The following is a 12,236-nucleotide window of genomic DNA, read 5'->3' as shown; positions in this document are numbered from 1 at the left end:
ATCAATGCGCGATGCTGAACCCGCGGCAAGCACGCGGCCCAGTGCCGGTTTTCACCTCGGCATCACGGATGTAGCATTCCAACTCGCTGGCGACCTCTTTCTGGAAATCCAAAACTTCACTCTCTTCGCCTTCTGCGTAGAGCTGCACCCGGCCGTCCGCCAAATTTTTGACCCAGCCGGTGACTTCAAAGCCCTTGGCCACGCCTGTGGTCTGGTAACGGAAGCCGACCCCCTGGACGCGCCCCTCAAACCAACAATTTAATTGAAACACATTGTCACTCATGGAGTTAAAAACCTGACACAAAAAAAGGCCGCATGACCACACAAAATCCGCCCAAAACCGGAGAAATTTCCAATAAAAAGTGAAAAGCCGTCAATTTTCGATTCTACCGAAAAGGGGGTTGATTTTTCAAAGGGAAAGACGCAAATTCCGAACTGTCGGCAAGACCCGCACCTATGAGCGATCCAAATTTCGACCACTCTGAAGGCGACGACTGGGAAGAGTTCCCCTCCAACGATTTTAACTGGAGCGAAACCCAGTGGCGCAACTATCTCAACGGCTCAGACCGCGACACAGCTCGGTTTCTATCGATCTACAACAGCGTGAAAGACAAGCCGAACCACCTCGACGAAGTCGCGACCCTGATGGGCTGGGACGCGGAAGACATTTCCATGACCGACGAATTCAGCTTCATGGAGATGGATGAGGATCAGGCCTCCGAGCAGGATGAAGGCCGCGAAAGCGCCCCTTACACGCTGCACCGCCATCCCGTGTTTGTCGTCACACGCTCACTTTACCGCTACTTACATCAAAGCTGGGAACATTTCATGACCCAGAATCCACATTCCGTTTCTCCGAAGTTGTGCTGGGACTACGCGAACAGCCTGCACCAAGCGGAGATGAACGTGCTTTTGTCCATTCAGGCCCTCGATCTCGGTGATTTCGGCCTGTCGATCTGCCACCTCAAGAACAGCTTGAGTGCGCTCAACCATAGTTTAGCCCTGCTCAATAAGCTTACACATCCCAACCACGCCTATCTGGAAAATTTCCGGAACGAGGTGCGTATTCGTCTCTTCGATTTGCGCGAATTGTGGATTCGGGTGATGGGCGATTGCCGCCACGAGTGCCGGCATCGCCGCGATGACCAGGACTAGGCCCGGCGCACATACTTGTATTCATTAGCTATGGGTCAACTGCGCCGAATCATCTTACGGCTGACGCATTCGTCACCGGAAAGAAAAGCCTGTCGGGCCTTACTCGCGGCCGCCAAAAAGGGTGACCGGGAACAATACCTTGCCCTGGCTTCCAACTACCTCGACCTGGCACAGGCCTACTTTGGCAATTCACTGCGTGAAGCGCCCGAAACTCGACTGGACCGGACCGGCCAAATCTTTACGGCGCTCTGGCAGCACCTGCGATACGCCGAGCGACTCTCGGACTTTGAATTCATGTTGGCGAGTTCCCTGATCGACAACTCTCCGGAGAACGGCCCCATCCACTCGGAAAATCCTCTCGTCACCCGAATCCGCCTGCTTCCTCCACGCGTACGCTTTGCCTTCATCGCTTATGAATTCGAAAGGTGGTCCCCGCGCTGGGTGGCACTGGTCATGCGTTGCAAGCCGAGAGCACTCCATCGCCTGCTCTCCGAGGCCCGTTGTGAACTGTGCGGAGTCAGTTGGGACTCTCTTTGCCGCGAGGAAAGAGACTGCCTGCAGGCAGTCAGTCTCTCCTTTGAGCAATGCCCCAATCTTCGTGCAAATAAAGCTCTCTCAAAGAGGGTGGCACGGTACCCGCGGATTAGTGAGATTAAGGCACAATGGCTGGAGCTCGCCCCCGAACTGGTCGAAGCGCGCCACCGGTTCCTGCCCCACCGCGAAGAGCGTGAAGCGACCCTGAACGGAATTTTAACCGGCATCAGCCAAAAGCCGATGCGGCGCCCGGCGCTGGTGGATCGAGTACTGAACACCGTGCACTTCACCCGCCACGCCCGGATCAAGGTGTCCTGAGCATATCTCAGTGGGGCATCCCGACTTGACGCTGCCGCGGTGTATGGCTTCCTAGGCATAGACCCCAATCAAAGATGTATAAAATCCTGTTCATTCTCACGCTCCCCTTTCTCGCACAAACCTTGGCGGCCAAGCTTTTGTCCGGCCCCATGCTCACCGGGGTGGACATGCGCGAGGCACGGATATGGGTCCAGGCTGAAGCCCCTTCGGTCGTGCGTATCGCTTATGCCGAATTGAACGATAAGGAGAATCCGACGTGGAGTCCTTCGATTGAGACAGATTCCGGCTTGGCGAACACGGCCGTCGTCACCCTCAGCCAAATCGAGCCCGGCAAAACCTATCACTACAAGGTCGAACTTAACGGCGAGCTTCTGGCCCCTTCCTACGAATTCAAGAGTCCTGCCTTCTACCATGGACGCACCCCGCCACCGGATTTCAGCATCGCAGTCGGTGGGGCCCACTACATGATCGAGGATGGATACGAGCCCCCCTACCAGCTGCTCGGAGCCGGTTACGAAATTTTTGAAACCATTGCCTCGGCAGACCCGGCACTGATGCTTTGGCTCGGGAACACAGCCCACCTGCGCGAAAGCGACTGGGGCTCTAAGAGCGGCTACCTGAAACGCTTCAGCAAGGCCCGAACGGCTCCCGGACTGGGCAAACTACTCAGCAGCACCTCGCACTATGCGACCTGGGGCACAGCCGACTATGGACCGGACGGTGCCGGTGCGCACTCCAGCTACCGGGATTTTGCGGAACACAGCTTCCGTGCCTTCTGGCCGCGTGCCGTTAAAGTTGCCCAACTCGAAGGCATTCCCACGTCGTTCCGTTATGCGGATGTGGATTTCTTCATGCTCGACACCCGCAGCTACCGAAACGACACGCCCACCAGCGAGCAGCCTTTCCGGATTTTAGGGGACGAGCAAATCGAATGGCTGCGCCAGGAACTCATCCGCAGCAAAGCGACTTTCAAAGTCGTGGTGGCCGGCGCACCGATCCTCAACCCGGCAAAGAGCCGTAATAATCTGAGCTATGCCGAGAGAGAACACACGGAGCTCCTGCAGATGCTGCGCAGTGAAGCCATCCCCGGACTCTTCTTCATCAGCGGAGGAAAATATTATGGTGAGCTCACCCGTCTCGTTCATGCGAACAGCTACAACCTCTTTGACCTCACGGTCGGACCACTCACGGCAAACCCGCGCGACAATCAGGACGAGCTGAACTTTTTCCGCATGCCCGGCAGCAGCACCTTCGAGCGTCATTTCGCACTCCTTGATTTCAAAGGCCCCGAAGAAGACCGACGTATCGTCATTCGCATCATGAGCATTGAGGGCAAAGAACTCTGGAACCGCGAAATCCCCGCCAGCAGCTTGCAGCCGCCGGAAGATTAATCCGACGGCTCGGATGTCTTACTGCGCCCGTTTGATCATTTGAACCGGTCAGCCCTGTACCCGATTTGAGAACAAAGACGCCCTTTCTTCTGTTCAGCTGTAGCCTGCTCCTGCTCTTCACGTCATACAGTTCGGGAGAAAATAGCACAGACGCGAAGCCGAACGTCCTCTTCATCGCGGTGGACGACCTGAACGACTGGGTCGGTTACCTCGGCGGCCACCCTCAAGCCGAAACACCACACATTGACGCTCTGGCAGCAAGCGGCACGGCCTTCGTCAACAGCTACTGCCCGGCGCCGGTCTGTGGGCCCTCACGCACCGCCTTGATGTATGGTCTGGCCCCACACCGGAGTGGTTCTTACGGGCATCACGCATCGTATAATCCCCGGAAGCTTATCGCTGAAGACCAGCTGCCTTTGAACCTCGTTTTTCAACAGAATGGTTACCACACAGCCGGCTGTGGCAAAATCTTCCATTACCGCGAAGAACGCGGCTGGGACCACTATCGGGGTCATATTGGGGGAATGGTATCACAAAACAGAAAACGTTTCGGTGGACTGAGTTGCGGCATACTTGATACGAATGACGACAGCGACACCCAGGACGGTCAATTGACCGATTGGGCTATCGAGCAATTGAACCGCGGACACGAAAAACCTTTTTTCATCGCACTGGGCCTGAAGAAACCACACCTGCCCTGGGAAGCTCCGAAGAAGTATTTCGAACGGTTCGAATCCGAAGATGTGCAGTTGCCGCACGTGCCGGATAACGACCTCGAAGACCTGCCTGTAATTGGTAAGCTGTTCGCGAATGCGCTGGTAGGCTTTCGCTCCCCTGCGGATCACGAAACCGTCACCAAGATACCCGGCGCCTGGAAGGAACTGGTGCGGGCCTATCTCGCCACCTGCACCTTTGCGGATGCTAATGTCGGACGTATTCTGGACGCACTCGAGAATAGCCCGCACCGGGACAACACCATTGTCGTGCTCTGGGGCGACCACGGTTGGCACCTCGGGGAGAAGAAACATTGGCGCAAGATGAGCCTTTGGGAGCGTGGCACCCGCACGCCCTTTATCATCAAAGTACCCGGCGGCGAGCCCGCGCGGATCGAGGCACCGGTCAGCCTCCAGGATATTTTTCCGACTCTGGTCGACCTCTGCCAGCTAGAGCTCGAACAACAGGTGGATGGCAACAGCTTGGTACCACTTTTACAGACTCCGTCCATGGCATGGGACAAACCGGTTCTGATGTCACACGGCCCCGGGAACTTCGCCGTCCGGCACGGCCCCTGGCGGCTCATCCGTTATGCCGACGGCGGCGAAGAATTGTACCACCTCGGCAAGGACCCGGGAGAATACGAGAATCTAGCAATCCATCCCGGACGCGAGGCAACACGCGCCACGCTGCGCGCACATATCCCGGAATCATGGCGCTACGTGATGGGACCGCGATTCAAAAAGTTCTCCGAGGCATTTAGCCCACCGGTGACGGGCGAGTAATCAGGTTTGAAGTTGGTAGTAAAGCAGGCCGTTCAAAGCGAGGGCGTGCGTCATAACACCTTCTCGGGCCCAGTCCATCACCGTCGCTTCCGGCAAGGCCCGGACTTCCATTTCCTCGTGCTCATCCCACGCCGTGCCCTCACCGCACAGGCGGCAACCTTCGGCCAGAACCACAACCGAGTGGTTGTTTAAAATCGCCGGGTTGGGCCGGCTCCGTCCAATTATTCGGCCGCTTTCGGCGACATAACCGGTCTCCTCCCTGAGTTCGCGCAGTCCGGCGGCAACGGGGTCCTCCCCTTCATCAATAATCCCACCCGGCAACTCCCAGGAAAGTTCGTCCGAGCCCCATCGAAACTGACGCACCAAAACGATTTCACCGTCCACAGTCAGGGCCACCACGATAGCCCAGTCCCTCGAGTCGATGTAGTAGAACTCTCCTTCTTTCCCGGTTTTGGGATGGCGGTAGTGGCGTGCGCGCAGATCCCAAACCCGGCAAGCCTGCAGAAGCTTGTCGTCAAGAATATCCCAACGGGGCGGCGCCTTTTCGTCCTCTGCCATTAATTGGCCGGAACGTTGATCACCTGACCGATGCGCAGACGACGGGGATCCGCACCGGGATTGGCATCAAGCAGCGCTTGCAATCCAACATCGAGCTTTGCTGCGATCTTGGCAAAAGTATCACCGGTCTGTATCGTGTAAGTGCCTGTCGCAGTGCTTTCCTCCGGGGTCGGTGTTGTCCTCGTGCTTGTCGTGGCCGGCACCTCCTCGCGACTACTCTCTGTTGCCGCCGGCGCGGGTCTGACACCATTCGAAATCAACTCATTGACTCGTCCGGCGAGCTTAACGATCTGGTCCCGGTTCTCCTGAACATTGGGAACAAGCTGCTTCACCGCTTGTTCGCTCTGGTTGCTGTAGAGCCTCACCCGACTCAGCGCCTTGTCCAGCTCAGCATTTTGCGCACTCAGTTCCGCGATTTGCGTATCAAGGGCGGAAATTTCTTTCTCCAGGCGCGCAGTGCTGCTTGAACCCGCTTCCAGCGAGTCAGACAAAGGGTTGAGACGTTGGCTCGCCGTGAGCCCAAAATAGAGACCGGCTCCTCCGAGCACAATCGCGAGAATAGCAAGTGCAAGGGGCACAAGACCGCCGGCGGATGAAGTTTCGAAATCGTCGTCTTCCATAATTGACGCACGCTAAGTGATTTACGGCATGGTGCAAGCTAGCGATTGCCAGCGGGAAAATTAGTTATCAACTTCGACTGGAATGACAGAGAACAGCGAAGTAGATAAATCACGCCTCGTGCGCAACGGCTTACTGCTGTTGATCCCCGGTCTGGTGGGGGCCTTTGCGGTCTATCTACTCTGGCAGAGTAACCCCGATCCGGATTATTGGCGCGGCATCTTCAATCAAATCCTGAGCTATCTCAAAGACAATCCATGGGCCCTTCTCGCAGCGGTCGCCACACTCCCGGGTATCGGTTTCCCGATCAGTCCGCTGCTCTTTCTCTTTGGCGTGGTGCTGGCACCGAAATACGGCATGCCAGCGACCTGTGCTCTGGGTATACTGGCCCAAAGTTTCTGCACGATTTGGACTTATTTGCTGGCTTCAGGCCCCTTGCGCGACGTCCTCAAAAGCTTCATCCGCCGCCGCCGTGAATTACCTCAACTCACGGATTCGAACACGCTCAGACTGGGACTTATTTTACGGATTACACCGGGCATTCCCTACGCCTTGCAAAATATCGTGCTCGGCATACTCGGTATGCGATTGAAACCTTATTTGATTGTTTCAATACCGATTACCGGGCTTTGGACGATCGGTTTTATTGTCACCGGCGGCGCGATTTTCGAAGGTCGTGCTGGCCTGGCGATTACCGGGGTGCTCTTGCTTATCGTCCTGGTAATTTTCACGCGAATGTTAAGAGGAAGGACTGGAACAGATGATGGATGACCTGCTCATGCCCGCAGCCGATGAGGTGCTCGACGTCACGGCACTGACTCGCTTGATCAAGGGCCAACTGGAGGGCCGTTTCGCCCGAATATGGGTGCGGGGTGAAGTCTCGAACCTGCGCCGGCAAAGTTCCGGACACGTCTACTTTTCTCTCAAGGATGCCGGCAGCCAACTCCCCTGCGCGTTTTTCGCCCGGGACGTGGCCCGCCAAAGCTTTGATCTTGAAGACGGCATGGAGGTCATGCTGCTGGGAGATATCTCGGTTTACGTGCCCCACGGCCGCTATCAATTGATTGCCAAGATCGCGATTCAAAGTGGCGAGGGCCGCCTCCAACTGGAGTTTGAACGCTTGAAACGCAAGCTAGCCAGCGAAGGCCTCTTTGACGCGGCCCGCAAACAGCAGCTTCCGCTGCTGCCCCGTAAAATCGCTGTCATTACCTCCCCGACGGGTGCGGCCGTCCGCGACTTTCTGCGTATATTGAAACGGCGGGAGTTTCACGGCGAGGTGATGGTCTTCCCCGCCAAAGTTCAGGGGAAGGGGGCTGCCGATGAGGTTGCGGCCATGTTGGCACACGCCAATGCCAGCCCCGGCTTCGACCTCGTTGTTCTCACGCGGGGCGGCGGTAGTATCGAGGACCTCTGGGCCTTCAACGAGGAAGCGCTGGCCCGGGCGGTGGGTGACAGCCGCCTGCCTGTGATCTCCGCCATCGGCCACGAAATTGACCATGTCTTGACCGATTACGCCGCTGACCGACGGGCGGAAACGCCTTCCGGGGCGGCGGAACTGATCTCCTCACTCTATCTGGAAGCCTGTGCACGGGTCGATGAGGCGGGCGTTCAACTTCAGACCCAGTGCGAGAATCAACTCAGACAGTTGGACCAGCAGATCGAGCAGCTCCGTGCACGTCTGCGGGTGATTGCGCCCTCACGCCAGGTTGAGCTGCTCGGCATGCGAATTGACGACATTGAGAACCGCTTGTTGCGGGGTGCGGAAACTCGCCTGAGCAAGAGCCGGAAAGTTGTCGAGGCACTCTCACACCGGATGCTGCAACAACACCCGAAACTTCGCTTGCAACTGGGGCATCAGAAAGTGTTGACCAATGCAAGCCGCCTGAAACGGGCGGCGCAACAAAATCTACAGGATCATCGTGGCTCTCTGGTGTACCTGGCCAAGCGCCTGGAAAATAGCAGTCTCAAGGCTACCCTGGATCGGGGTTATGCCATTCTGCAGGCGGAGGATGGACGAATCATCCCTGACAAGAAAACGGCGGAAAGCGAAAAATCCCTCCGGGCACGGCTCCGTGACGGCGAAATCAAACTGCGGGTGGACCTTTAGGCCGAAACCGGGGAAAAGGGCTCGGTCCGCAGAGAAATTTTTGGAATTTCCCGGAACCGAACCTGGTGAACTGTGTCGATGATTACCTACTGATCCATTTCAGTGAGTTAGTTAGGGTTATAAGGTTAGTAGAGGGCCCGTCTCCATTTACTGGGGGCGGGCCCATTTCTTTTGGCAAAGCGTTGAATAGGGTTTGCCTCCGGCACCCATTTGAGCACGCTGAACAGTTTAAAAATGACTGAGGAAAACAAGGACTCGCCACCACCCAAGTTACGGCTCTCACGCAAGCCCAAGGATACTGATGCTGCTGAGCCCCAAAACAAACCCGAACCGAAAAAAGCTTCGGAGCCGGCGCCGGACCTGAAACTAAAGCGCCCCTCACCTGAACCAAAGAAGCCGGAGCCGAAAAAGCCCGAGCCGAAGCCCTCGGTTCCCCCCATGGAAACGCCTCCGGAAAGCGTTCCCGAGAAGCCTGCCCCAAATCCGGCTGAAGAGAAACCTTACGACCCTGAAAATCCTTTTGCCGGGATAGAGATTAAAAAACCGAAAAAAGAAGAACGCCCGCCGCCCGACTTACCCAGCAAACCGGCCCCGGCCGATGATGACGGTTCCGGTCAAAAGGTAGAGGAAGCCATCAGCCAGATCGGCGAAGAAAAAAAGAGCCGTGGTGTCCTGACCAGCCTTATCGTGATCTTCATCCTGCTGGCTATTTTGGGTGGTGCGGGATTCGGCCTGTATTATATTTTAAAGAGTCCGGCGGAGACGACGGATGAGTCAATAAAACCGGAGGAGCAGGCATCGTCTGCGGCAACGGAAGAAGCATCCGGCGGTAAGCCTTCGGGGCCGATTGCCAAAGCGAAGGAAGCGGTCGCAAATATGCAGGATCCGGAAAAGTCTCTGGCGGAAGTATCCACGACGCCGGCACCTGAAGCAAGCACGCCCGAAGCTGGCGATGACGCTGAAACGCCAGAACCCACGGAAGCGGTGGAGGATAATGCCACGGAAGCGGTTAAAGCGCCGTCAACGTCTGCCGAGATAGACCCCGCCCAAACACAGGCCGTATCGGAATTTTTACAGACCGCTCACATCGGTGGTGTGCGTACCGGTGATCGACCGAAAGTCATTCTGAACGGTAAAAGCTACAACAACGGTGATTTGGTCGATGCCGATACCGGATTGAGCTTCATTGGTTTCCGCGATAAAAAATTAGCCTTTCGCGATGAACAGGGTATCGTTTACATCAAAAGCTTCTGATTGCACTCTGCGAAAAAATCCTTTCCAATATTATGAACATGAAAGCTACACTGAATACAGTCCTTGCAATTTTTATTCTTATCGCCGCCGGTTGTACCACTCCGGTCGCGATTGACCCACAAACGGGAGAGCAGCAGACCGCAAAGTTCCAAGCGGGCTACTTTTACGCTCCGCTCGATGCTGATATCGGCACAGTCTTCAGGACTGCCATCCGCGAGCTTGATGAGATGGGCTACTACCGCACCGGAGAACTTCACAAGGAAAAATACATTACCATCTACGCACGTAAGGTAGGTGATGAGAAGATCACAGTCAAAAGCTACTACCCTTCCAAAAATTCCGACTTGGCTGAAGCCGGTAAATCCGCGCTCCGCATCCGTGTCGGCAAGTTCGGTAATTTGGCTGAGTCACAAATGATCTACGCCCGCATTCGCGACGCTTTGTAATCCGGCATTATCTATTTACACTGGACCGCCTATCCTGAGGGAGCGGCGGTCTTTTTATTTCAGCCAGTTCAGGCCCTCCTAAAAAAATCATGAATCCGAACTTTACCATCATCGGCGTAGGCAGCCCGATTGTCGACAGCATTGCACAAATTGAAGAAAGTTTTCTCGACCACGTCGGCGGCGAAAAAGGGGGCATGCTCCTGACCGATGCAGTGACCATCGGTAACCTAATCCAGCGCATTCCCAATCGCCCACATGCCGCTCCCGGTGGATCTGCCGGCAATACCCTCTTTGCCCTCGCCAGAATGGGTGCCTCCACCAGCTTTCTCGGTAAAATTGGCAACTGCGAACGTGGCCATTTTTACCGCACTCGCTTCTCGGAACTCGGTGGTGACGCTCTGCGGTTCAAGGTGGGCGACGCGCCCAACGGCCACTGCCTCTCGCTGGTTACTCCTGACGGGGAGCGTACCATGCGGACCGACCTTGGTGCGGCGATGACGCTGACCCCGGATGAAGTTTCCGCAGCCGACTTCGCCGGCTGCACCCACGCGCACATCGAAGGCTACCTGCTCTTCAATACCGAACTCATGCAACGTGTTATCGAGAGTGCCAAGGAAGCGGGCTGCAGTATCAGCCTGGACCTCGCCTCTTTCGAAGTCGTTCATGCCGCCCGGGATACCCTGCCCGCCATCCTCCAAGAATACGTTGATATCGTCTTCGCCAACGAAGAGGAAGCCTCCGCCTTCACCGGACTGGAGGACGATTACGCCGCAATGGCCGAGCAACTGGGAGGACTCTGTGATATTGCCGCGGTTAAAGTGGGCGCGCAGGGCTCGTATATCGCCGCAGAAGGTGCGGTGCAAAAAATCGCACCCGTCCCGGCCGGGCAGGTCCTCGATACCACCGGCGCTGGCGACCTCTGGGCAGCAGGCTTTCTTTACGGCTGGTCCCGCAAGCAGGCACTCCACGATTGCGCCCGTCTTGGCTCGATCCTGGGCTCGGCCGTTGTTCAGACTCGCGGCTCGGAACTCAGTGAAGAAGTCTGGTCCAGTATACTTAGTGAAATTTAATTCTCCTTACAAAATGGATAGCGACCAAATTACCGATCTCGTTGAGGATATCGCGAAACGCGCCCGCAAAGCCTCTTTGGAACTGGCGACACTACCGACTGAGACCAAAAACCGGTTCTTGTTACAACTGGCCGACCGCCTGGTCGAGGAAAGCGGAGCAATCATTGAAGCCAACGCGCTCGACCTCGAAGCGGCACAGGCTCTGGAACTCTCCGAGCCGATGATCGAGCGCCTCACATTCAACCCCGAGCGTATCGAGGCCATGGCTGAGGGTGTCCGTCAAGTCGCCGCCCTCCCCGACCCGGTCGGTGCGGAGATCGAACGTTTGGCCCCGCCCAAAGGTTTCGATTTGCGGAAAATACGCGTGCCCATGGGTGTAATCGGGATCATCTATGAATCTCGGCCCAACGTCACCATCGACTGCGCCGTACTCTGCCTCAAGTCCGGCAATGCCTCGATCTTACGTGGTGGCAAGGAAGCTTTTCACAGTAACATGAAGCTGGCGGAAATCATTCGGGAGTGCCTGTCAGCAACTGGCATTTGCGAGGACGCGGTTCAACTGATCCCGACCACGGACCGCTGGGCTCTTAGTGTCCTCCTCAAGCAGGATGAAACAGTTCACTGCATTATCCCCCGCGGCGGCGAGAACCTGATACGCTTCACAGTCGAAAACAGCCGTATTCCGGTGATTAAACATTATACCGGCGTATGTTCCCTTTATATCGATGCTGGCGCGGACCCGGAAATGGCGGAGTCGATTTTGATCAATGCAAAATGCCAAAGGCCCAGTGTATGTAACGCCGTGGAAAACCTAATTCTCCATCAGGATGCCGCAGAACTTCTACCCGGTCTCGCCAAAGCACTCCATGACCAGGGCGTTGAACTGCGCGTGGATGAAAAAGCGAAAGCGCTTCTATTGGCCAGCGGCTTACCGCTGACCGATGCGAACGATGAAGATTTTTTCACCGAATACAACGACCTGATCATTTCGATCACAGTCGTGGCAGACACGAACGAGGCAGTTCAATTTATCAACACCCACGGTTCCGGCCACAGCGATGCCATTGTCAGCAGAAATACCGAATCGGTCGCTCTTTTTCTCAATGGCGTGGATTCAGCGACCGTTTACCATAACGCCTCGACCCGTTTCACCGACGGTTTTGAGTTCGGTCTGGGTGCGGAGATCGGTATCTCGACGGATCGACTGCACGCCCGTGGCCCCATGGGTTTGAATGAACTCTGCACCTACAAATACGTGATTCACGGGAAAGGAGAAATTAAGTAAA

General features: G+C 56.1%; 13 protein-coding genes. 10 read left to right on the top strand and 3 right to left on the bottom strand.

Annotated features, from left to right (window positions below; genetic code table 11):
- Nucleotide 1 precedes the first annotated feature (1 nt).
- Nucleotides 2-283 carry an acylphosphatase gene (locus DDZ13_RS11600; RefSeq protein WP_110131618.1) on the bottom strand — a complete coding sequence of 94 codons (282 nt, stop codon included), beginning with the start codon at nt 281-283 and terminating at the stop codon, nt 2-4.
- Between the two features lie 173 nt (nt 284-456).
- On the opposite strand from DDZ13_RS11600, the gene DDZ13_RS11595 reads away from it, so the two are divergent.
- From DDZ13_RS11595 to DDZ13_RS11580, 4 genes are all read left to right on the top strand, one after another.
- Nucleotides 457-1,155 carry a hypothetical protein gene (locus tag DDZ13_RS11595; protein ID WP_110131617.1) on the top strand — a complete coding sequence of 233 codons (699 nt, stop codon included), beginning with the start codon at nt 457-459 and terminating at the stop codon, nt 1,153-1,155.
- Nucleotides 1,156-1,185: 30 nt separating this feature from the next.
- The gene (locus DDZ13_RS11590) at nt 1,186-2,007 is read left to right on the top strand and encodes a hypothetical protein (protein WP_110131616.1); all 822 of its coding nucleotides are present in this window, start codon (nt 1,186-1,188) and stop codon (nt 2,005-2,007) included.
- Between the two features lie 74 nt (nt 2,008-2,081).
- Nucleotides 2,082-3,398 carry an alkaline phosphatase D family protein gene (locus DDZ13_RS11585; protein ID WP_110131615.1) on the top strand — a complete coding sequence of 439 codons (1,317 nt, stop codon included), beginning with the start codon at nt 2,082-2,084 and terminating at the stop codon, nt 3,396-3,398.
- Nucleotides 3,399-3,463: 65 nt separating this feature from the next.
- A complete protein-coding gene (locus DDZ13_RS11580) occupies nt 3,464-4,897 on the top strand; it encodes a sulfatase (RefSeq protein ID WP_110131614.1) in 1,434 nt (477 codons plus the stop codon).
- Here DDZ13_RS11580 and DDZ13_RS11575 read toward each other — a convergent pair whose 3' ends face one another.
- Both DDZ13_RS11575 and DDZ13_RS11570 read right to left on the bottom strand, forming a co-directional pair.
- On the bottom strand, nt 4,898-5,455 hold the full coding sequence (locus DDZ13_RS11575; RefSeq protein ID WP_110131613.1) for an NUDIX hydrolase: 558 nt from the start codon (nt 5,453-5,455) through the stop codon (nt 4,898-4,900). It abuts the gene before it with no gap.
- Nucleotides 5,455-6,075, bottom strand: coding sequence for a LysM peptidoglycan-binding domain-containing protein (locus DDZ13_RS11570; protein WP_110131612.1), 621 nt, complete (start codon nt 6,073-6,075; stop codon nt 5,455-5,457). The genes DDZ13_RS11575 and DDZ13_RS11570 overlap by 1 nt, the downstream gene beginning before the upstream one ends.
- Nucleotides 6,076-6,157: 82 nt before the next feature.
- On the opposite strand from DDZ13_RS11570, the gene DDZ13_RS11565 reads away from it, so the two are divergent.
- The 6 genes from DDZ13_RS11565 to DDZ13_RS11540 all read left to right on the top strand — a co-directional run bounded on the left by DDZ13_RS11565 (nt 6,158) and on the right by DDZ13_RS11540 (nt 12,235).
- Nucleotides 6,158-6,844, top strand: coding sequence for a TVP38/TMEM64 family protein (locus tag DDZ13_RS11565; RefSeq protein WP_110131611.1), 687 nt, complete (start codon nt 6,158-6,160; stop codon nt 6,842-6,844).
- Nucleotides 6,834-8,180 (top strand): exodeoxyribonuclease VII large subunit, encoded by a 1,347-nt coding sequence (gene xseA / locus DDZ13_RS11560; RefSeq protein WP_110131610.1) that lies wholly within the window; start codon nt 6,834-6,836, stop codon nt 8,178-8,180. Before DDZ13_RS11565 ends, xseA begins: the two co-directional genes overlap by 11 nt.
- 234 nt (nt 8,181-8,414) lie before the next feature.
- On the top strand, nt 8,415-9,434 hold the full coding sequence (locus DDZ13_RS11555) for a hypothetical protein (RefSeq protein ID WP_110131609.1): 1,020 nt from the start codon (nt 8,415-8,417) through the stop codon (nt 9,432-9,434).
- A gap of 38 nt (nt 9,435-9,472) precedes the next feature.
- Nucleotides 9,473-9,880: a DUF3568 family protein gene (locus tag DDZ13_RS11550; RefSeq protein WP_158279904.1), complete on the top strand. Its 408-nt coding sequence runs from the start codon at nt 9,473-9,475 to the stop codon at nt 9,878-9,880.
- 89 nt (nt 9,881-9,969) lie between these two features.
- Nucleotides 9,970-10,950, top strand: a complete 981-nt coding sequence (locus DDZ13_RS11545) for an adenosine kinase (RefSeq protein ID WP_110131607.1) — start codon at nt 9,970-9,972, stop codon at nt 10,948-10,950.
- 13 nt (nt 10,951-10,963) lie between these two features.
- The gene (locus DDZ13_RS11540; protein WP_110131606.1) at nt 10,964-12,235 is read left to right on the top strand and encodes a glutamate-5-semialdehyde dehydrogenase; all 1,272 of its coding nucleotides are present in this window, start codon (nt 10,964-10,966) and stop codon (nt 12,233-12,235) included.
- Nucleotide 12,236 lies beyond the last annotated feature (1 nt).

This window comes from Coraliomargarita sinensis (genome assembly GCF_003185655.1).
Lineage (GTDB): Bacteria > Verrucomicrobiota > Verrucomicrobiia > Opitutales > Coraliomargaritaceae > Coraliomargarita_B > Coraliomargarita_B sinensis.
This window is presented reverse-complemented; position numbering and strand designations above follow the sequence as displayed.

Coding starts and splice junctions, on each gene's coding strand:
- xseA (WP_110131610.1), top strand. CDS start 6,834: ATGATGGATGACCTGCTCATGCCCGCAGCCGATGAGGTGCTCGACGTC.
- DDZ13_RS11570 (WP_110131612.1), bottom strand. CDS start 6,075: ATGGAAGACGACGATTTCGAAACTTCATCCGCCGGCGGTCTTGTGCCC.
- DDZ13_RS11600 (WP_110131618.1), bottom strand. CDS start 283: ATGAGTGACAATGTGTTTCAATTAAATTGTTGGTTTGAGGGGCGCGTC.
- DDZ13_RS11575 (WP_110131613.1), bottom strand. CDS start 5,455: ATGGCAGAGGACGAAAAGGCGCCGCCCCGTTGGGATATTCTTGACGAC.
- DDZ13_RS11550 (WP_158279904.1), top strand. CDS start 9,473: ATGAAAGCTACACTGAATACAGTCCTTGCAATTTTTATTCTTATCGCC.
- DDZ13_RS11540 (WP_110131606.1), top strand. CDS start 10,964: ATGGATAGCGACCAAATTACCGATCTCGTTGAGGATATCGCGAAACGC.
- DDZ13_RS11590 (WP_110131616.1), top strand. CDS start 1,186: ATGGGTCAACTGCGCCGAATCATCTTACGGCTGACGCATTCGTCACCG.
- DDZ13_RS11565 (WP_110131611.1), top strand. CDS start 6,158: ATGACAGAGAACAGCGAAGTAGATAAATCACGCCTCGTGCGCAACGGC.
- DDZ13_RS11585 (WP_110131615.1), top strand. CDS start 2,082: ATGTATAAAATCCTGTTCATTCTCACGCTCCCCTTTCTCGCACAAACC.
- DDZ13_RS11545 (WP_110131607.1), top strand. CDS start 9,970: ATGAATCCGAACTTTACCATCATCGGCGTAGGCAGCCCGATTGTCGAC.
- DDZ13_RS11595 (WP_110131617.1), top strand. CDS start 457: ATGAGCGATCCAAATTTCGACCACTCTGAAGGCGACGACTGGGAAGAG.
- DDZ13_RS11555 (WP_110131609.1), top strand. CDS start 8,415: ATGACTGAGGAAAACAAGGACTCGCCACCACCCAAGTTACGGCTCTCA.